23 protein-coding genes are annotated in these 19,032 nt (G+C 69.3%); 15 read left to right on the top strand and 8 right to left on the bottom strand.

From position 1 onward, the window contains the following. Nucleotides 1-85: 85 nt before the first annotated feature. The gene (locus AB0I81_RS40790; protein ID WP_360668869.1) at nucleotides 86-1,111 is read left to right on the top strand and encodes a hypothetical protein; all 1,026 of its coding nucleotides are present in this window, start codon (nucleotides 86-88) and stop codon (nucleotides 1,109-1,111) included. A 291-nt stretch (nucleotides 1,112-1,402) separates the two neighbouring features. Here the strand turns inward: AB0I81_RS40790 and AB0I81_RS40795 are convergent, their stop codons facing one another. From AB0I81_RS40795 to AB0I81_RS40810, 4 genes are all read right to left on the bottom strand, one after another. After that, nucleotides 1,403-1,645, bottom strand: a complete 243-nt coding sequence (locus tag AB0I81_RS40795) for a hypothetical protein (protein ID WP_360668872.1) — start codon at nucleotides 1,643-1,645, stop codon at nucleotides 1,403-1,405. A 122-nt stretch (nucleotides 1,646-1,767) separates the two neighbouring features. Continuing rightward, on the bottom strand, nucleotides 1,768-2,520 hold the full coding sequence (locus AB0I81_RS40800) for a GntR family transcriptional regulator (protein WP_360668874.1): 753 nt from the start codon (nucleotides 2,518-2,520) through the stop codon (nucleotides 1,768-1,770). A gap of 141 nt (nucleotides 2,521-2,661) precedes the next feature. After that, nucleotides 2,662-3,216: a VanZ family protein gene (locus AB0I81_RS40805; RefSeq protein WP_360668877.1), complete on the bottom strand. Its 555-nt coding sequence runs from the start codon at nucleotides 3,214-3,216 to the stop codon at nucleotides 2,662-2,664. Nucleotides 3,217-3,272: 56 nt separating this feature from the next. Beyond that, entirely contained in the window at nucleotides 3,273-3,977 is a 705-nt protein-coding gene (locus AB0I81_RS40810; protein ID WP_360668880.1) for a dienelactone hydrolase family protein, read from the bottom strand. Nucleotides 3,978-4,111: 134 nt separating this feature from the next. Between AB0I81_RS40810 and AB0I81_RS40815 the strand changes: the two genes are divergently transcribed. From AB0I81_RS40815 to kynU, 7 genes are read left to right on the top strand one after another with little or no spacing between them, the layout of a single operon-like run. After that, nucleotides 4,112-5,521 carry an aldehyde dehydrogenase family protein gene (locus tag AB0I81_RS40815; protein WP_360668883.1) on the top strand — a complete coding sequence of 470 codons (1,410 nt, stop codon included), beginning with the start codon at nucleotides 4,112-4,114 and terminating at the stop codon, nucleotides 5,519-5,521. Next, on the top strand, nucleotides 5,514-6,311 hold the full coding sequence (locus AB0I81_RS40820; protein ID WP_360668885.1) for a fumarylacetoacetate hydrolase family protein: 798 nt from the start codon (nucleotides 5,514-5,516) through the stop codon (nucleotides 6,309-6,311). Before AB0I81_RS40815 ends, AB0I81_RS40820 begins: the two co-directional genes overlap by 8 nt. After that, nucleotides 6,308-6,742 (top strand): RidA family protein, encoded by a 435-nt coding sequence (locus AB0I81_RS40825; RefSeq protein WP_360668887.1) that lies wholly within the window; start codon nucleotides 6,308-6,310, stop codon nucleotides 6,740-6,742. Before AB0I81_RS40820 ends, AB0I81_RS40825 begins: the two co-directional genes overlap by 4 nt. Next, nucleotides 6,739-7,254, top strand: a complete 516-nt coding sequence (locus tag AB0I81_RS40830) for a 3-hydroxyanthranilate 3,4-dioxygenase (protein ID WP_360668890.1) — start codon at nucleotides 6,739-6,741, stop codon at nucleotides 7,252-7,254. The genes AB0I81_RS40825 and AB0I81_RS40830 overlap by 4 nt, the downstream gene beginning before the upstream one ends. Beyond that, nucleotides 7,255-8,223: an amidohydrolase family protein gene (locus AB0I81_RS40835; protein ID WP_360668893.1), complete on the top strand. Its 969-nt coding sequence runs from the start codon at nucleotides 7,255-7,257 to the stop codon at nucleotides 8,221-8,223. Between the two features lie 13 nt (nucleotides 8,224-8,236). Beyond that, entirely contained in the window at nucleotides 8,237-9,349 is a 1,113-nt protein-coding gene (locus AB0I81_RS40840) for an ABC transporter substrate-binding protein (protein ID WP_360668896.1), read from the top strand. 15 nt (nucleotides 9,350-9,364) lie between these two features. Continuing rightward, nucleotides 9,365-10,558: a kynureninase gene (gene kynU / locus AB0I81_RS40845; RefSeq protein ID WP_360668898.1), complete on the top strand. Its 1,194-nt coding sequence runs from the start codon at nucleotides 9,365-9,367 to the stop codon at nucleotides 10,556-10,558. A 120-nt stretch (nucleotides 10,559-10,678) separates the two neighbouring features. Here kynU and AB0I81_RS40850 read toward each other — a convergent pair whose 3' ends face one another. Together AB0I81_RS40850 and AB0I81_RS40855 are read right to left on the bottom strand one after the other, a co-directional pair. Further along, entirely contained in the window at nucleotides 10,679-11,050 is a 372-nt protein-coding gene (locus tag AB0I81_RS40850) for an MmcQ/YjbR family DNA-binding protein (protein WP_360668901.1), read from the bottom strand. Between the two features lie 10 nt (nucleotides 11,051-11,060). Beyond that, complete coding sequence (locus tag AB0I81_RS40855; RefSeq protein ID WP_360668904.1) at nucleotides 11,061-12,104, bottom strand: DUF2293 domain-containing protein; 1,044 nt, start codon at nucleotides 12,102-12,104, stop codon at nucleotides 11,061-11,063. Nucleotides 12,105-12,196: 92 nt separating this feature from the next. Between AB0I81_RS40855 and AB0I81_RS40860 the strand changes: the two genes are divergently transcribed. Further along, nucleotides 12,197-13,000 (top strand): FKBP-type peptidyl-prolyl cis-trans isomerase, encoded by an 804-nt coding sequence (locus AB0I81_RS40860; protein WP_360668907.1) that lies wholly within the window; start codon nucleotides 12,197-12,199, stop codon nucleotides 12,998-13,000. Nucleotides 13,001-13,042: 42 nt separating this feature from the next. Here AB0I81_RS40860 and AB0I81_RS40865 read toward each other — a convergent pair whose 3' ends face one another. Beyond that, complete coding sequence (locus AB0I81_RS40865; protein ID WP_360668909.1) at nucleotides 13,043-14,392, bottom strand: NERD domain-containing protein kinase family protein; 1,350 nt, start codon at nucleotides 14,390-14,392, stop codon at nucleotides 13,043-13,045. Nucleotides 14,393-14,453: 61 nt separating this feature from the next. Here AB0I81_RS40865 and AB0I81_RS40870 point away from each other — a divergent pair, with 61 nt between their 5' ends. From AB0I81_RS40870 to AB0I81_RS40895, 6 genes are all read left to right on the top strand, one after another. Next, nucleotides 14,454-15,074 (top strand): type 1 glutamine amidotransferase family protein, encoded by a 621-nt coding sequence (locus AB0I81_RS40870; protein ID WP_360668912.1) that lies wholly within the window; start codon nucleotides 14,454-14,456, stop codon nucleotides 15,072-15,074. 26 nt (nucleotides 15,075-15,100) lie between these two features. Beyond that, nucleotides 15,101-15,523 carry a helix-turn-helix domain-containing protein gene (locus tag AB0I81_RS40875; RefSeq protein ID WP_360669103.1) on the top strand — a complete coding sequence of 141 codons (423 nt, stop codon included), beginning with the start codon at nucleotides 15,101-15,103 and terminating at the stop codon, nucleotides 15,521-15,523. A 286-nt stretch (nucleotides 15,524-15,809) separates the two neighbouring features. Beyond that, nucleotides 15,810-16,112, top strand: a complete 303-nt coding sequence (locus AB0I81_RS40880; RefSeq protein WP_360668915.1) for a hypothetical protein — start codon at nucleotides 15,810-15,812, stop codon at nucleotides 16,110-16,112. A 252-nt stretch (nucleotides 16,113-16,364) separates the two neighbouring features. Beyond that, complete coding sequence (locus tag AB0I81_RS40885; RefSeq protein WP_360668918.1) at nucleotides 16,365-16,667, top strand: hypothetical protein; 303 nt, start codon at nucleotides 16,365-16,367, stop codon at nucleotides 16,665-16,667. Nucleotides 16,668-16,948: 281 nt separating this feature from the next. Beyond that, on the top strand, nucleotides 16,949-17,251 hold the full coding sequence (locus AB0I81_RS40890; RefSeq protein ID WP_360668921.1) for a hypothetical protein: 303 nt from the start codon (nucleotides 16,949-16,951) through the stop codon (nucleotides 17,249-17,251). Between the two features lie 449 nt (nucleotides 17,252-17,700). Then, the gene (locus AB0I81_RS40895) at nucleotides 17,701-18,003 is read left to right on the top strand and encodes a hypothetical protein (RefSeq protein WP_360668924.1); all 303 of its coding nucleotides are present in this window, start codon (nucleotides 17,701-17,703) and stop codon (nucleotides 18,001-18,003) included. A gap of 216 nt (nucleotides 18,004-18,219) precedes the next feature. Here AB0I81_RS40895 and AB0I81_RS40900 read toward each other — a convergent pair whose 3' ends face one another. Beyond that, nucleotides 18,220-18,726 carry a C40 family peptidase gene (locus AB0I81_RS40900; protein ID WP_360668927.1) on the bottom strand — a complete coding sequence of 169 codons (507 nt, stop codon included), beginning with the start codon at nucleotides 18,724-18,726 and terminating at the stop codon, nucleotides 18,220-18,222. Between the last annotated feature and the right edge of the window lie 306 nt (nucleotides 18,727-19,032).

Below are 19,032 nucleotides of genomic sequence, written 5' to 3' on the forward strand. Positions count from 1 at the left end.
AAGTCGTTTCCTGACGTCCCGTTGCCAGACCCTCACAACCCGCAGTTTTCCCCCGCCTCACGCAAACCACCCTTAGGTAACCCCCATGATGAACCAGCACGAGAGCATTCCTGATCTGATGCAAGAGGACACCTTCGAAGTCGTGATGCGCGGCTACAACCGCCGCCAGGTGCACGACTACATGATCCGCACCCGTAACCAGATAAGGGACCTGGAAGAGCGGCTGGCACGGGCCATCGAGCAGGCGGAGCAGGGCCGCGTCGAGCTGGCCGAGGCCAGGCGGCGCATGGTCGAGACGCCGCAGAGCTACGAGGACCTCAGCCCCCGGCTCGCGCAGATCCTCCGGCTCGGCGAGGAGGAGGCCGCGGCCAAGCGCGAGGACGCCGAGGCCGAGGCCGCCAGCGTCCGCGAGTCGGCCAAGACCGAGTCCGAGCGGCTGGTCACCACCTCCCGCGAGACCGCCGACAAGGTGCTCACCTCCGCCCAGGCCGAGGCCGAGCGGCGGGTGAGCGAGGCGACCCAGGCCGCCGAGCGCATGCTGGCCCAGGCGGGCAGCGACGCCGAGGAGCAGCTCACCTCGGCGCGCACCGAGGCGGAGGAGACGCTCACCTCGGCCCGCACCGAGTCCGAGGAGACGCTGAAGAGTGCGCGCTCGGAGGCCGAGCGGGCGGTGACCTCGGCCAGGGCGGAGTCGGAGCAGCTGCTGGCCGCCGCCAACGCCCAGGCCGAGCAGCTCGTGACGGGCGCGCGCGGCGAGGCCGACTCGATCCTGGCCACCGCCAGGCAGCGGGCCGCCTCGGTGGATGAGCAGGCGGGCCGGCGCGTGGAGTACCTCGGCAACACGCACACGGAGGTCGTGCGGCGCCTGAACGAGATCAGCACGGTCCTCGGCGACCTCATGCGCAGCGAGGCCAACGCCGGCCCCCTGGCCCCCGACGCCAACCCGGCCCCGCAGAACCAGCAGGATCCGCAGGTCCCGCAGAACGTGGATGACCCCGAGCAGACGGTACGGGTCATCGTGCACGACGACGCGCAGGAGCAGCCGCGCAAGGAAGGCATCTCCGACGACACGGACGTGAGCATCGTCCGCCTGTCGGAGGCTCCCAAGTAAACAAGCAGCCGGGCAACCGCGCCCCCGAGTGACCACGGAGCCGGTCAACGTGGGCTCGCGTAACGGCGGGTCACCGGTGACGGGTTCAGCGGCCGTTTCCTGGAGGGCCATCAGCCGGAGTGCGGCGGGTGGCAGGCCACGGCAACGCGTAATAGATGAAGATGAAGGTGATAGATGCGGAAGCCCCCGCCCCCGATCGGGTCGGGGACTTCCGCGTTCGTGGCCCCTCCAAGTTGGGGGCCCGGTACCGGGGCCGCCGAGACGCTGGACCCGGCACCGGGCTGCTCATGGTCAGGGAGGCGCCGGGCCGGCGCGCCACGGATGCCGCTCGCCGGCCCGCCTCTCCTGGTCCCGGAGCTGGTCGCGCAGGCCGTCCGGGTCGTCCGCGTCGATGGTCATCGCACATCCGACATCGCGCTGCGCCGCGCTGAGCGGATGGTGTCTCGTGGCCCACCAGCGGCCCGCATCGCTCCGCCAGATGGTCCACTGGGGGTAGTCCCGGGCGATTTCGGCCAGATGCCGATCAAAGGACATTAATGTCCACCTTTCCCGGGCCCCCAGGCGAGGTTCCATCTCTTAGAAGATGCGCCACCTCTCTAGAGAGCACAATGATCGTGACGGACAGGTCAACCTATCGCTTGACAGATCCTCTTGATTCAGGCGTCGAAGTCGTACTGGAGTACGTATGCCGCCGAGTCCAGCACCATCTCGTTGACCTCGACCGGCAACCCGCCCGACGTGTACGCCGTGCGCGCGATCACGATCACGGGCGTGCCGCCGGGCAGTCCGAGCACCTCGCTCTCACGCGGCCCCGGCATGCGGGCCCGCACCTCCTCGGTGAAGTGGGCCGGTGGCAGGCCCAGGTCGCCCAGCCTGGCGTAGACGCCACCCGGGCCGGTGTCGTCGAGCGTGATCGCGCTGCCCTCGACCAGATGGGCGGGGAAGTAGGAGGTGGCCAGCTGCACCGGCCTGGCGTCCACCGAGTAGCGGCGCCTGCGTACCCATACCTCGCCGCTCTCCAGGACGGCCGCCACCTCCTCGCTGGCTCGCTCCAATACCACCTCTAAGTGATCCACGGTGAACGGCCTGCCACGCGTGTCAGCGTCCCAGATGGCTCGTCCCTGGCCCCACTGCTCTCGTGACAGACGGCGCGAGCCGTGCCTGCGTATCGGTTTGAACAGCCGCACATAAACCCCCGAACCTCGTTTGGGCACCGCCAGCCCTTCGTTGATCAGTACGGCAAGCGCCTGCCTGGCGGTGGCTCGCGCGATTCCGTATTCGGCCATGAGCGCGTTCTCGCCCGGTAGTCGGTCCCCATCGCGCAGCTCGCCGGCCAGAATCCGGGCGCGGAGACCGTCGGCGATGCGTCGATAGATAGGGGGCTCGTGGGGTACCGGGGATTCACTCAACTTTGATCACCCTCTGTCACCAACCAGGTTGTGGCGTCTCCAGAGAACTTGCCCCGTCTCGTCCACGATCGCACAGAAGAAGAGCTTGGTCGCGGGCTGATTTTGAGCGGATCGTGCCCGAGTGGTGAATTCCGCGATGTTTTAGCGGGCCGTAACCGTGGAACGATCCGGCCCGCTATGCTCCCGAGCCCACCAGCGGCGAGTAACCAAAGCGAAGATCGCGGCGCCCGCGGTGTTGAGGAGCACGTCGTCCACGGAGGAGAAGCGGCCCAGGCGCAAGCCGTACTGGAGCACTTCGACCAGGACCGAAAAGGCCGCCGCGACCGCCGCAACGCGAGCGGTCGAGGACATCGCCCGGCTGCGCAGCGGCAGTAGCGCGCCGAGCGCCGCGAAGACCAGCAGGTTGCCTCCGACCTGCACCGACGCCGCCTCCCAGCCCGCCGCGGGCAGGTCCGAGAGGTCGGCGAACGGTATGAGGTTGACTCCCGGGAGCCCCTGCGCCGGAGTCAGGATCATCCATATCCACGGCGCGGTCCCGACCACGATGCCGACGTCGGCGATCGAGGTGCGCAGGGGCGCCGGATGGTGGGCGCGGGTGCGGTGACGGGAGAGCAGGAAGATCGCCAGTGCGGCCACGGGGAGCGCAAAAGTACCAGCAATAATGACGTTTCCCCACAATTCCCACGTCCGCGCCATGGGATCAGGATGACGGTTGATCTAGGGGTACCGGAAGATGTCCTTTCCGACAGGTCTCACCGGGCGGGCAGATGGCGCTCCAGGAAGCCCAGCGCCACCTCCCAGGCCCGCCGCGCCGGCTCCGGCTGGTGGAACATCGCCGACTCGCTGTTGTGGAAGGCGTGCCCGGCCTCCTCCTCGACGTGCATGACCACGTTCGGCCTGCCCTCCGCCGCCTTCTCCACGACGGCCACCCGCTCGCGCGGGATGTACGGATCGCTGCCGCCGAACACCAGCAGCAACGGCGACTCGATGCGCTCCATCAGGCCGGTCGCGTCCGGCACGGCAGAGCCGTAGAAGGACAGCACCGCCTCCAGGCCGATCTGCGTGGCCAGCATGTAGTCCACCGAGCCGCCCAGGCAGAAGCCCAGCGCCCCGACGCCGCCGCGCACCTCGGGCAGCGCGCGCAGATGGGCCACCGTCAGCGCGCAGTCGGAGACGCCGTGCGCCAGGTCGAAGCCCTGGGAGAGCTCGATCGAGGCCGCCGTGCCCTCCGGCGTGTGCTCGCCCACCCAGTTCGGGTGCAGGCGCCAGAACAGGTCGGGCGCGGCCACCACGTAACCGCGGGAGGCCAGTTCGGCGGCGACCTTCTCGATGTAGGGGCCGACGCCGTAGATCTCCTGCACCAGCAGGATGGCGGGGCCGGTCTCCGCGTCGGGCAGCCACACCTTGACGTCGAAGGAGCCGTCGTGGGAGTCGATTCGATCAGTTCGGGTCCGCATGTCCACCAGCATCGCGCATGGCGCGCACCGCGTTGCGGCGAGACGATGCGATCGGAGGTTCCGTGTCTCGCGGAACTTCCTGTTGTCCACGAGCCGCACAGCGATCTATACCAGGGAGAGAGGAGGAACCTGTTGTGCTGACCCATTTCATCGGTGGCCAGCCGGTGGCCGCGGGCACGACGTTCCCCGTCCACGATCCGGTCACGGGAGCGGTGGCCGGGCAGGCGCACGAGGCCGATCCCGAGGTCGTCGACCGGGCGGTGCGCGCGGCGCGGCAGGCGGCGCGCGACTGGTCGTCGATGCCCGTCGGCGAGCGCGCCGGATGGATGCGGCGGCTGGCCGAAGGCATCGAGGCGCGCTTCGACGACCTGGTGGCGGCGGAGATCGCCGACACGGGCAAGTCGCTGGAGCAGACGCGCACGCTCGACATCCCGCGTGGCATCGCCAACTTCCGCGCCTTCGCCGAGATCGCCGCCCAGCGTCCTGAGGACGCCTTCCACCTGTCGGGCATGCTCAGCTACACCGTGCGCAGGCCGCTCGGCGTGGTCGCGGTGATCGTCCCGTGGAACCTGCCGTTCCTGCTGATGACATGGAAGCTCGCGCCCGCCCTGGTCGCGGGCAACACGGTCGTCGTCAAGCCGTCGGAGCACACCCCGGGCTCGGCCGCCGTGTTCGCCGAGATCTGCGCCGAGGCCGGCCTGCCGCCCGGCGTCGTCAACATCATCTTCGGGTACGGCTCCGCCGGCCAACTGCTCGTCGAGCATCCGGGGGTCGACGCCGTGACCTTCACCGGCTCGACGAAGACCGGCTCCACGATCATGAAGTCGGTGGCCGACCGGGTCAAGCCGATCTCCTTCGAGCTGGGCGGTAAGAACGCCGGCATCGTCTTCGACGACGCCGGCCTCGACCGGGCGGTCGAGGGCACGGCGAAGTCCGTCTTCACCAACGGCGGCCAGGTCTGCCTGTGCACCGAGCGCATGTACGTGCAGCGCTCGATCTTCGAGGACTTCTGCGCCGCCCTGGCCGTCCGCGCCCAGGAGGTCGAGCTCCAGCCCATGATCTCCGCTGAACACCGCGAGAAGGTGCTGTCCTACTACGCCTTGGCCCGCTCGGAGGGAGCCAAGATGCGCGCAGGAGGCAGTGTCCCCCTGTTCGGCGATCATCGCGATTCCGGTTATTTCGTGGAGCCGACTGTCGTGACAGGCTTGTCGGAATGGTCCAGGTTCAACAGGGAAGAGATCTTCGGTCCCGTGTGCCACGTAGCGCCCTTCGACAGTGAGGCCGAGGCAATCGACCTGGCCAACGGCAGCGAGTACGGCCTGGCCGCCACGGTCTGGACGGCCGGCCTCGATCGCGCCCACCGAGTGGCCCAGCGCCTGGAGGCCGGGCTCGTCTGGGTCAACACCTGGTACCTGCGTGACCTGCGTACCCCGTTCGGCGGCGTGAAGCTGTCGGGCATCGGCAGGGAGGGCGGCACCCGGTCGCTCGACTTCTACTCAGAACCCACCACGATCACCATCAAACTGGAGCAGCACGATGCATGACGAATGGTCCCAGGCAGTGGACTCGCACGCGCAGGCGGCCGATCGGCTGGTCGAGGCCGCGCGTTCGGGCAAGCCCTGCGCCCCGATCAGGGACCTGGTGGGTACGGCCGCCGACGCCTACGCCGTACAGGAGCTCAACACGCGGCGGGCGCTGGACGCCGGACGACGGCTGGTCGGCAGGAAGATCGGTTTGACCAACCCGGTGGTGCAGGCGAAGCTCGGCATCGACCAGCCGGACTACGGCATGTTGTTCGCCGACCGGTACCACCGCGACGGCCTGCCCATCCCGACCGGGCAGTTCCTGCAGCCGCGGGCGGAGGCGGAGGTCGCGCTCGTGCTCGGCCGGGACCTGAAGGGCGGGCCCTTCACGGTGGCCGACGTGATCAGGGCGGTGGACTTCGCGCTGGCGGCCATCGAGATCGCCGACTCGCGCATCGCCGACTGGGACATCACGCTGGCCGACACGGTCTCGGACAACGCATCGGCCGGCGCGTTCGTGCTGGGCAGCACGCCCGTGTCGCTGGTCGGGCTGGACCTGCGGGCGGCCGGCATGACGATGACCCGCAATGGGCAGGAGGTCTCGACCGGCTCGGGCGAGAGCTGCCTGGGCAACCCGCTCAACGCGGCCGTCTGGCTGGCCGACCGGCTGGCCCGCACCAACTACCCGCTGCGGGCCGGTGACGTGGTGCTGACCGGCGCGCTGGGGCCGGTCGTGCCCGTCGAGCCCGGCGACGAGTTCGAGGCGCGGATCGAGGGACTGGGCTCGGTGCGGGCGGTGTTCGCCAAGTGAGCCAGGTCAGACCCAAGGCCATGCGCGTGCCCGGCAAGGCCACGCCCCGGGGCAGGTTCCCGCACGTCAAGCGGGCCGGGGACTTCCTGTACGTCTCGGGCACGAGCTGCCGGCGCCCCGACGACACGTTCGTGGGCGTCGAGGTGGACAAGCACGGGGCGGCGACCCTGGACATCCGCGCCCAGACCAGGGCGGTCATCGAGAACATCGGCGACATACTCAAGGCCGCGGGCGGCTCGCTGGCCGATCTCGTGCAGATCACCACGTACCTGGCGAACATGAACGACTTCAAGGGCTACAACGAGGTCTACGCCGAGTTCTTCGACGAGGAGGGCCCCACCAGGGCCACGGTCGCGGTGCACCAGCTTCCCCATCCGCACCTGCTGATCGAGATGCAAGCCGTCGCCTACCACCCGCAGGAGCGATCATGATTGCCCCCATCGACTTCACCAAGTGGATCGACGAGCACGCCCACCTGCTCAAGCCGCCGGTCGGCAACAAGGTGGTCTTCGAGGCGGCGAACGACTTCATCGTGATGGTGGTCGGCGGGCCCAACTCCAGGACGGACTTCCACGTGGACCCGTACGAGGAGCTGTTCTACCAGGTGCGCGGCAACATGCACGTCAACGTGATCACCGAGGACGGCCCGGACACCGTGCACATCCGCGAGGGGCAGATGTGGCTGCTGCCGCCGCGCGTGCCGCACTCGCCGCAGCGGCCGGAGGCCGGGTCCGTGGGGCTGGTGGTGGAGCGGATCCGGCCGGAGGGCGAGCTGGAGAAGTTCCAGTGGTACTGCATGGAGTGCGCCGCGCTCGTGCACGAGGTCGAGTTGCAGGTACGCGACATCGTCAAGGATCTGCCGCCGGTGTTCCAGGCGTTCTACGCCGACGACAAGGCCCGCACCTGTGGTCAATGCGGCGCGCTACATCCTGGCAAGGGCTAGATGGTCACCGACGTACACACGCACCACGTGCCCAAGGGCTGGCCCGAGCTGGGCTGGCCGGGCGCGCCGAGGCTGAGGATCGACTCGGAGCGCGAAGCGACGATCCTCGTGAACGACCGAAGTTTCCGGAAAATTCAGGATGACTGCTGGGATCCGGACGTCCGGCTGGCCCAGATGGACAAGGACGGCGTGGACCGGCAGGTGGTCTCGCCCACGCCCGTGTTCTTCGGCTACGACCGGCCGGCCGCGCAGGCCGTGCGGATCGCGGAGGTCTTCAACGACCTGGCGCTGGAGATCTGCCGTGACCCGCGGCTGATCCCGTTCTGCCAGGTGCCGTTGCAGGACCCCGACCTGGCCTGCGCCGAGCTCGACCGCTGCCTGGCGAGCGGACACAGAGGCGTGGAGATCGGCAACCACGTCGGCGACTGCGACCTCGACGACCCGGGGGTCGTGCAGTTCCTGCAGCACTGCGCCCTGCGCGGCGTGCCCGTCTTCGTGCACCCGTGGGACCTGCCCACGGGGCCGCGGGTCGAGCGGTGGATGGCGCAGTGGCTGGTCGGGATGCCGGCCGAGACGCACCTGTCCATCCTGGCGATGATCCTCGGCGGCGTGTTCGACCGTGTGCCCGACAGCCTGAGGATCTGCTTCGCGCACGGCGGCGGCTCGTTCTCCTTCTGGCTCGGCCGCTTCGACAACGCCTGGCACCGCAGGCACGACCTGGTCGGCGTCTCGGAACGGCCGCCGTCCCACTACCTCGGCAGGTTCAGCGTCGACTCTGCCGTCTTCGACGAGCGCGCGCTGCGGCTGCTCGTCGACACTCTCGGGGAGGATCATGTGATGCTCGGCAGCGACTTTCCCTATCCGCTGGGCGAGTCACCCTCGGGTGACCTCATCCGGCGCGCCGGTTTCCTGACCGGCACGGCCCGCGCCAAGCTGCTCACGGCCAACGCCGAGGCGTTCCTGGGCTGAGAGGAGCCACCCCATGCGCGGAACCGTGCTGGGGCTGCCCGCGGTGGGGCTGGCGGTGCTGATGGCCGCCGGTTGCGGCGGGACGGTGCCGCCGTCCGACCAGGACAGGCTTACGGTGAAGATCGGCGCGATCATCTCCCAGACCGGCGTGTACGCCATGCTCGGCGACGACATGGAGACCGCCATGCGCCTCTACCTCGACGACCACGGCGGCCGCCTGGGCGGCAGACCGGCCGAACTGCTGCTGGCCGACGACGCGGGCAACCCCGAACGGGCCACGCAGGCGGTCAGAAGGCTCATCGACGAGGAGGACGTGGACGTCATCACCGGCCTGATCGCCTCGCCCGTCGCCGTCGCGGTGGCCGAGCAGGCGGGCCGCACGCCGGTGGTGGTGGCCAACGCCGGCTCCGACGAGCTGCGCGGCCCGAACCTCTACCGCGTCTCCTACACCAACCACGAGCACGGCCGCGCCGCCGGCCGGTACGCCGCCCAGCGGTACGGGCGGCAGGGCGTGGTGCTCATGGCCTCCGACTACTCCGCCGGCATCGAGACGCTCGCCGGTTTCACCGACGGTTACGGGGCCGAGCCGCTCAAGCGCATCCTCACCCCGCACGGCGCCGTCACCGACCTCAAGCCGTACTTCGCGCAGATCCCGCCCGAGGCCGAGCTGCTGTACGCCTTCTACGCGGGCGGCGAGGCGGTGGAGTTCGCCAGGGCGTTCAAGCTGCTCGGCCACGACCGCAAGATCGAGCTGCTGACCTGCATGAACCTGACCGACGAAGACGTGCTGCAGGCCATCGGCACGGACGCCGAGGGCATCACGAGCGTCGGCATGTACTCTCCGGCGCTGGACAACCCGGCCAACGCCGCGTTCGTCGCCAGGTGGCGGGCCAGGACCGGCCGCAACCCCTCCGCGGTGGCGCTGCAGAGCTGGGACGCCATCCGCCTCATCGACCTGGCGCTGTCCAGGGGCGGCGACCTGACGCGGCGGCTCGGCGAGCTGGGCGAGCTGGCGGGGCCGCGCGGCCCGTTCCGCCTGGACGGTGAGCACAACCCGGTGCAGAGCTGGTACGTGCGCGAGTACCACAATGGCGTCAACAGGGTGATCGCCACCATTCCCCCATGACGATCAGGAGCGAACTTGGATCGCGACCAGTGCCTCGCCCTCGACGCCGAGGACCCGCTGCGCCACCTCAAGGACGAATTCGTGCTGCCCGATGACGTCATCTACCTCGTCGGCAACTCGCTGGGCGCGCTGCCGCGCCGTACCGCGGAACGGGTGCGTCAGACGGTCGAGGACGAGTGGGGAGCGCAGCTCGTCGGCGGCTGGAACCACGCCGGCTGGTTCGAGCAGCCGTTCACCGCGGGCGACCGGCTGGCCCCGCTGATCGGCGCGGGACCCGGCCAGGTCGTGGCGGGCAACACCACCTCGATCGCGGTCTTCCAGGCGGTGGCGGCGGCGCTGCGGCTGCGGCCGGACCGCCGGGTGATCGTCTCCGACACCCGGAACTTCCCCACCGACCACTACATGGTTCAGGGGTTAGCCGGGCTGCTCGGCGACTACGAACTGCGCGAGTTGTCGGAGGAGCACTTCGGCGAGGCGGCCGTGGTGCTGCTGTCGGAGGTGGACTATCGGACCGGCGCGCGGCAGGACGTCTCCTCGGTCACCGCGAAGGCGCACGCGGCGGGGGCGCTCATCGTGTGGGACGTGTGCCACAGCGTGGGCGCCATGGAGGTGGACGTCTCGGCGGGCGACTTCGCGGTCGGCTGCACCTACAAGTACCTGAACGCGGGGCCGGGCGCGCCCGCGTTCCTCTACGTCAACCCCCGCCACCAGGCCACCGCCGAGAACGTGCTGACCGGCTGGTACGGCCACGCCGCGCCGTTCGAGTTCGAGACCGGCTACCGGCCCGCCGAGGGCATCAGGCGCTTCGGGGTCAGCACCCCGCACGTGGTGTCGTTCGCGGCCCTGGAGGCGGCGCTGGACGTGTGGGAGCGGGTGCCGATGGACCGGGTGCGCGCCAAGAGCATGGCGCTGACCTCGCTGTTCGTGGACCTGGTCGGCGACAGGCTGGAGCTGGCCTCACCCGCGGACCCGGCCGCGCGCGGCAGCCAGGTGAGCCTGCGCCATCCCGACGGCTATCCGGTGATGCGGGCGCTGATCGACCGGGGCGTGCACGGGGACTTCCGCGCGCCCGACATCCTGAGGTTCGGGTTCGCGCCGCTCTACATCGGCTACGCCGACGTCCACGACGCCGCGACCACGCTGCTGGAGGTGCTGGACAAGGAGCTGTGGCGGGAGGAGAAGTACGCCGCCCGCCTGGCCGTCACCTGAGCCCGCGCCTGGTCGTCACCTGAGCCCGCGCCTGGTCGTCACCTGAGCCCGCGCCTGGTCGTCACCTGAGCCCGCGCCTGACCTTGGGCCACCGCCTGGCCGCCACCGGGCCCCCGGCTCCTATCTGAGGTCGAGCTCTTTGATCGCTCGCTTGGGCGCGATGATCCGGTAGCTCTCCTCGACCCAGTCGAGCAGCACCTCGGTCTCCGGCAGCTCCGACAGGAAGGGCACGGTCACCCAGCCCGCCTTGCCCAGGCCGTACCCGCTGGGCGCGGCGCCCTCGACGCTGAGGGCGTGGCCGTGCGCCTCGGAGCGCAGCTTCACGCCGAAGGTGGGATCCCACTTCTCGGTGGGCTCGTCCATGCCCAGGAAGACGAAGACCTTCTTGCCGACCTTGACGACGGTCTCGCCCCACGGATGATCCTCGCGGCTCTCCGGCAACCCGAGCGCGAACGTGCGGAGCTCTTCCCGGACGTCGTGCCAATCGCTCATGTTTTCGATATTAGCGCGGGCGGCGGAACTCATCGAGCTTGCCCTCGATGCGGTCCCTGATCCGCTCGCGCGCCTCCATCCTGGGCACGCCCGACATGAGCAGGCTGTCGTAGTCGGTGTCGAGGTGCCGGATCGAGGCGATCACGGCCAGGGTGATGGCGTTCTCGTCGAGCGCCTTGGCCGCCGCCGTCCTGCCCACCCGGCCGCTGCCGCGCAGGGCCGCGTGATCGGCGATCTCGCGGGCCCGCGGCTCGGGGCAGCCGGGGAACAACCGGGCGATCTCGGCGGCCATCCGGGCCTGGAACTCGACGTCCTGCTCGGCCCTGCGCACGCGGTCGCGCTCGCGGCGGCGCAGCCGGACCTCCTCGTCGGCCAGGCAGCGCTCCTCGGCCGCCGCCAGCGCGGCCTCCTCCACCAGCAGGCCCTGACGCTGGTAGACCTTGCGCCGCCGGTTGTACTGCACGACCACCGCCGACAGGCCGCCCTCCTGCTTGGCCCGGCGGCTGAGCGCCGCGTTGCCCGACGGCAGGAACACCAGGTGGTCCATGTCCGCGCAGGTCAGGCAGTGCGGCTGATCGTCCTCCATGATCAGGTATGGCCCGGTGTCGCCGCAGGACGCGCACGTCCAGGCGTTCAGCGGGCTCACCGCCACCAGGTCGGGCGCCTTGCTCTGGGCCTCGGTGAGCCGGCGCACCCTGGCCTCGCTGAGGTCGGGCGAGAGCCAGTGCACCCGGAACGGCTCCTGCGCGTGGGCGACGGTGAACCGCAGCTCGCGGCGGTCGCGGGTGCCGGCCACGTACGGGGTGTCCACCGGCTTTAGCCCCTTGGCCCGCGCCCAGTCGGCCAGCAGCCCGGCCGTGGCGAGCAGGCGGTCCTCGTCCACCGCCGCCAGTTCGGCCAGCGTCGCCGACCTGCCCTGCCGCCAGGTGTCCACGTGCCTGGAGTGCAGCCAGCGCAGGCCCGTCACCACATCGATGAACGTCACGTATTTGCGGGTGGTCAGGGCGATCTCGGCCGCTTCCGCGACCCGCTTCGCCAGGTTCGGCTTACTCACGTACTCAAGTTTGTCGTGTGATGGCGTGACCCGAAGCTTTCCTTTTGGCACTTGCGGCAAGTAACTCCTCTGGATCTGGCCCTGGAGGAATCGTGCGTCTGTTCTGGCCTGCCCTTCTCATCCTCACCACCTCGTGCGGGCTGGCGGAGGAGGGCACGCAACCCGTCGTGACCGGCAGGTTCGGCACCAAGCCCGTCGTCACCATTCCCGACGCCCAGCCGGGGCGCACGCCGCGGATCACAGTGGTGTCCGTGGGCAGCGGAAGACGCACGGTCCCCGGCGACGTGGTGCTCGCCGACGTGGACATCCGGCGCTGGTCGGGCAACCGGCCGCACCTGAGCACGTACGACGGCCACCAGCCCACCACGGTCGTCTTCGACGGCAGGCAGGTGTCGGAGACGTGGCGGCAGGCGCTGATTGGACGCCCTGCGGGCAGCCGGGTCATGCTGGTCAGCCCCGCGGGCGAGGCCATGGGGCCGAACATGCGGCTGACGGGCCTGTCGCCCGCCGACACGCTGGTGCTCGTCTTCGACATCCTGGGCGGCTACCCGGCCGACGCCCGGCTGGTCGGCCGCACGCTGCCGGTCGTCCCCGCCGACCTCACGCCTGCCACGCCGCCGCGCACGATCATCGCCGGCTCGGGCCAGGAGGTCACGGCCGGGTCGAAGGTGGTCATCCAGTACGTGGCCGTGTCCTGGCCGTCGAGGGCCGTCGTGGACTCCTCCTACCGGCGGGGCGGGCCCAGCGCGTTCACGCTCGAACCGGGGCAGGTGCCGGCGGCCTGGGCCGGCGCGCTCACCGGGCAGCGGGTGGGCAGCCGGGTGGCCGTGCCGTCGCCGGGGGATCGGCCCATGATCTACGTCATCGACATCCTCGACACGATCACGCGCCCGTAGATCGACATCCTCGACACGATCACGCGCCCGTAGGCCGGATCGTCATCGGGACACCATGCGGCGGACGAACCGCCTGAGCCTGGACTCCCGGGGTGCGGCGCCCGCGTTGCGCAGGTCCTCCAGCGCCTCGGCCGCGGTGGGCCGCTTGGCCGGGGAGTGGTCGAGCATCCGCCGCACCACCTCGGGCACGTCGGGCCCCTGGGCGTCGCCGCTGGTGGGCAGGTGGCCGGTCAGGAGCTGGAAGGCGATGGCGCCGGCCGCGTACACGTCGGAGGCGGTGGTCATGAGGTCGGGCCGCTCCTGGCACTCCGGCGCCACGTAGTGGGCGTCGAGCACGTTGCCCAGTTCGTGCGCCACGGTGTAGTTGCGCGGGCCTGGCTTGGCGTAGTCGAAGCCGGTCAGCACCGCGTGCCCGTCGTCGGTGACCAGCACGGAGGCGGGGGTGAGCGCCCGGTGCACCACGCCGTTGGCGTGCGCGTGCGCCAGCCCGCGCAGCAGGTCCTGGATCACGCTGAGCGAGGCGCCCTGGCCCAGCGACAGGTGCAGCGCCTGGCCATGCACGTCGTCGAGCACCAGCACGAACCGGCTCTCGTCGTCGATGGCGAAGAAGTCGCGCGAGCGCACCACGCACGGGTGCGGCGGGATGCGGGCCAGCGTCTGGTAGGCGTTGGCGATGCGCTGCCGCTCGGCCGCCCGCGCCTCCTGGTCGGCCAGCGGATCGGCCTGGTAGACGCGCAGCAGCACGGTCTCGCTGCCGGGCAGCGTGGCGTTGAACGCGCGGTATTCGGTGACCTTGGTGTCGCCGCCGAGCTGCTCCTCGACCTCCCAGTTGCCGAACCTGGGCGGGGCGGTGCTGCGGCGTACGGTCTGGTTGAGCGCGTCGAGGATCGCCGTCATGTACGGCCTGGCGTCGGGGCTGCACCCGCGCCTGACCCGCGTCAGGTCGCTCAGCGTGGCCAGCAGGCCGGTCAGGTCGGTGACGTTGACCGCGTCGCGGCCCGCCGGGTCCACCAGTTCGGCGTCGGGCGAGGTGAGCACGACCAGGCTGTCGACGTAGACGCGTTCGAGCTGGGTGGCCCTGGACACCAGCAGGCCCTTGAGCGCCTTCGCGGTGCCCCGCAGTTTGGCCACCGGCGAACCGAACGCCTCCCTGCGCGGCGGGAACCAGCGGGTGCCCGACACCTCGATGCGCCCTCTGGTGCCCTTGACGTCCACGACCACGAGGGAGTGCGCGGTCAGCACGAGCAGGTCCACCTCGAAGACGTCGTGGCCGCGCGGGACCTCGACGTTGTGCAGCAGCAGCCAGTCGGCGGGGGCGTGATCGCGTAGATAAGCGATCACGCGCCGTTCGGCGTCGTTGACCGGACGTCCGCCGCCGACGATCTCTGCCATGCGGACCATCCTCGCACGGTTCTGTGTTGACAACACACTGTCGAAATGACAACATACTGTCATGCAGAACCGCATCGTTCACCATGCCGTGTACGACACCTTCGCCGACTGGGAGACCGGTCACGCGACCGCGCACCTGCGCAACGGGCGCTACCACCGGGAGCCGGGCGGCTACGAGGTCGTCACCGTGGGCCTGACCACCGACCCGGTGCGGTCCATGGGCGGCCTGAGCGTCACCCCCGACCGCGCGCTCGCCGACCTCTCACCGGCCGACAGCGCGCTGCTCATCCTGCCCGGGGCCGACCTGTGGGACACCGGGCAGACGCTGGCGCCGTTCGCGCGCAAGGCCCGCGAGTTCCTCGACGCCGGGGTGCCGGTGGCGGCCATCTGCGGCGCGACGGCCGGGCTGGCCCGCGAGGGCCTGCTGGACGACCGTGACCACACCAGCGCCGTGGCGCAGTATCTGCTGGCGCAGGAGGGCTACGCGGGCGCGAAGCGCTACCTCGACGGCGACGCGGTGCTCGACCGCGACCTCGTCACGGCCGGGCCGACGGAGCAGGTGGCGTTCGCCAGGGAGATCTTCCGGCGGCTCGACGTCTTCCGGCCCGAGGTGCTCGACGCCTGGTTCCGGCTCTTCGCCAAGAGCGACGCCTCCGCCTTCGAGGTGCTGATGTCGGCGTGAGCGAGAGCGGTGACCTGCTGTCGGGGATGGCGCTGGGGGCCTTCCGGCTCAACGGGCAGTTCCTCCGGGTCGCGGAGGGGCTGGCGCAGCCGGCGGGGATGACGGCCGCGTGGTGGCAGGTGCTGGGCGCCGTGCTGCGCGAGCCGTTGCCCGTCGCGGGGATCGCCCGTGCCATGGGGATGACCAGACAAGGGGTGCAGCGGATCGCGGATCTGCTGGTGGAGCGAGGGCTGGCCGAATACCGGCCCAACCCGGCGCATCGGCGCGCCAAGCTGCTGCGGCCCACGGCGGCCGGGCGGGAGTCGATCGACAGGATCACCCCTGCTCATCAGGATTTCGCCGACCGCCTGGTGGGGGAGCTGGGGGCCGAGCAGGCGCGGGAGTGCCTGGAAGTCGTCCGGCGCCTGTCGGCCGCCCTCGACCGCCTGGCCGACCCCGAGGGCCGATGATGGAGCCCCAAAGGGCCGGTTGATCATTGCCCAAAGGGCGGTGAACGATTGGCCCATGGGTCCCGGCGGCAGGTCGGACAGAGGTTGAATGCTCGTCAGCAGAGACCCCGTTGCTCCGGAAGGGAAAAGTCGCGGCCAAAGAATCGAGGCACCCATTTGACCTCGAAAAGGCCGTTCTGCGTTGCGGTTTAGGCGAGTTGCCGCGATTGTTAATTGCGGCACCCATGAGCCATGCGCAAACGACTGCGGCGCTGAATTCCGCGCCTATCCATGGAGGAACGTAAACATGATCCGTCGTATTCTGGCCGGTGCCGCGATCGCGGCCGCCGCCATCGGCGTCTCGGCCACCGCCGCGTCCGCCGACCTCGGCCCCAACACGCACAACGAGGGCGCGAACGTCGCGAGTCAGTTCCAGATCGCCGACGACGTGCTGAACAACGCGCTGAACAACTCGCTGCACGACATCGAGGTCAACATCATCTCCCTGCTGGACGAGGTGAACGCCAGCGTGCTGAACAACAACCAGCCGACGGTGGGCGACCACAACGTCGACACCGACATCGACAACGGCCACTCGCAGGCCCGCTAATCTGATAGCAGAACCAAGGAAGACCGCGTCCGGACCGGACGCGGTCTTCCTCGTTCTCCGCCCCGGTCCGATATAGGGACGGCGGCCGGCCGGGAATGATGCCAAGAAACCGAGGCGGCTTTTTGACCTCGATCAGGGATTTTTGTGTTGCGGCCAGGGTGAGTTACCGCGATTGTTATTCGCGGCACCTATGAGCCCTGCACGAACGTCTGTGGCGCTGATTCCCGCGCCTATCCATGGAGGAACGTGAACATGATCCGTCGTATTCTGGCCGGTGCCGCGATCGCGGCTGTCGCGCTCGGCTTCTCCGCCTCCGCCGCGTCCGCCGGCGTCGGCCCCAACCCGAACAACTCGGGTGCGGCCATCCTGAGCCAGTTCCAGGTCATCGACGACGCTCTGAACGACTCCCTCAACGACGTGCTGCACGACATCGAGGTCAACGTCATCCAGATCCTGGACGAGGTCGACGTCAGCGCGCTGAACAACAACCAGCCGCAGGTCCAGAACCACAACTGGGACACCGACATCGACAACGGCCAGGCCCAGGCCCGCTAGTCCGAGGTGCGGGAGCGGAGAAGTGACCAGGCGCGGTCCTCTCCGCCCGCCCGCTCCCGAGCCGACGAAGAGTCGGCGGCGGAGTCTCGCCGTCCCACGGCGACATGACGCGGCTTAAGGAAAGATGCCAAAAAACCGAGGCGTCTTTTTGACCTCCATCAGGTCTTTCCAGGTTGCGGACTCCGCCGCTTACCGCGATCGTTAATCGCGGCACCACACAGCCCCGCACGAACGACTATGGCGCTGAATATCCGCGCCTTTTCCCACGGAGGAACACAAACATGATCCGTCGTATTCTGGCCGGTGCCGCGATCGCGGCTGTCGCGCTCGGCTTCTCCGCCTCCGCCGCGTCCGCCGACGTCGGCCCCAACCCGTACAACGGCGGCCAGGCGATCCTGAGCCAGTTCCAGATCATCGACGACGCCCTGAACAACGTGCTGAACGACTCGCTGCACGACATCGAGGTCAACGTCATCCAGATCCTGGACGAGGTCAACGTCAGCGCGCTGAACAACAACCAGCCCGAGGTCGGCAACCACAACAGGGACACCGACATCGACAACGGCGCCTCCCAGGCCCGCTAAGACGCGGGTCGTTCAGCGGAGAGCGCACGGCGGCCGGCGATCCGGACCGGAACGCGGCCGACGTCCCTCCGCTGCCCCAGGTGAGTGAAAGAACAGATCGTGGAGACTCGCGAGGCCACGGAACGGCTTTCGAAGCACCGATAGCGTTCAGCGGCCATACGTCCTCGGCACGACCCCGCAAGGCCAGGCCGAGGACGTATGGCGGACGCATCGAACCATTGGTGCCGGCCGTTCGACCGTGCGGCATTGACGCGTTATCCGTGGACCACTTCGATGGCCGCGAAATACCAGTGCCAAAGAATAAAAGCGCCTCCTTGACCTCCATGAGGGGGATTTCGAGTTGCGATATGAATCGTCTCCCACGATCGTTGTTCGCGGCACCTAACCGCCCTGTGCGAATAACCTTTGGGCGCTGGACTTCCGCGCCTTTCCCATGGAGGAACACAAACATGATCCGTCGTATTCTGGCCGGTGCCGCGATCGCGGCCGCCGCGCTCAGCTTCTCCGCCACCGCGGCGTCCGCCGACGTCGGGCCCAACGTCACGAACAAGGGCCAGGCGCTGCTGTCCCAGTTCCAGATCATCGATGACATCCTGAACAATGCGGCCAACGACATCCTGCACGACATCGAGGTCAACGTCATCCAGATCGCGGACGAGATCAACGCCCAGGCGCTGAACAACAACCAGCCGATGGTCGGTGACGGCAACGTCGACACCGACATCGACAACGGCCGCGCCCAGGCTCGTTAAGACGTAGGGCAGTCAGGCAGGGATAGCGCGGCGGCTCCGTTCCGGACCGGGCCGCGTGGTCAACCGTTCTCCTTTCGCCTCAGGTGATCGGGGGCCGGGCCGTGGAGACTCGCGAGTCCACGGAGTCGGCTCCCGGCATACCGGAAACGTTCGGTGGCCGTACGTCCCCGGCACGACCCCCTTGAGGGTCGGCCGGGGGCGTACGGCCGACGCATGTCACAGGCCCATCGCGTCGCGGCCGACCTCCGGCCGGACGAATCCCAGCAGGTCGTCGCGGTCCAGCGGATCGATCCGCACCGAAGCGCCGGTGTGCGGCGCGTGCACCATGCGTTCGGCGTCCACCACCAGCCCCACGTGGCTCGGCCCCGGGCTGCTCGGGTCGCTGTCGTAGAAGACCAGGTCCCCCGGTTCGAGCAGTTCCCTTGGCACCCGTACGCCCGAGCGCCACTGCTCCGAAGTGGTGGTTCCGATGAGGGTTCCGGCCCGCGCGTAGGCGTACTCCGTCAGTCCCGAGCAGTCGAACCCCTTGGTCTTGGCGCCCCGGCCGATGCCGTAGCCGGGTCCGTGCACCCCGCCGCCGCCCCACGCGTACGGGACCCCGATCATCTCCAGTGCGGTCCTGAGCGCGAGCACGCCGGCCGAGGTGCGGCCGGCCAGGGCGGGAGCCGCGTGTGCGGCGCTCACGATCACACACAGAGCCACCAGCACCAGTCTCTGTTTCATGGCTATCAGCGCTCCCGTTTCGAGCCGCGCCCGGAGACGTCACAGTTGTCTTCTCTGTGCCTTTCTCGCCCTTCGTTGCGACAAAACGCCATCCGTTCCAGCCGCAATAAGCTGATATTTCGGCCTTTTGGATGGCTCGAAGCGGTCACCAGGCGTCGCCGCAGGTCGCTGGGGAGATCGTCGGCAAACCGGCTCACCCCGTCGCGGCCCGGGGGAACGGCCGGCGCGCGCGGCGCCCGGACGGCGACATTCAGGATTACCCGAAAAATCGGTCATAAACCGACGAAGATTACATAGCGAAACAAA

It is taken from the genome of Nonomuraea sp. NPDC050404 (assembly GCF_040655495.1).
Taxonomy (GTDB): Bacteria; Actinomycetota; Actinomycetes; order Streptosporangiales; family Streptosporangiaceae; genus Nonomuraea.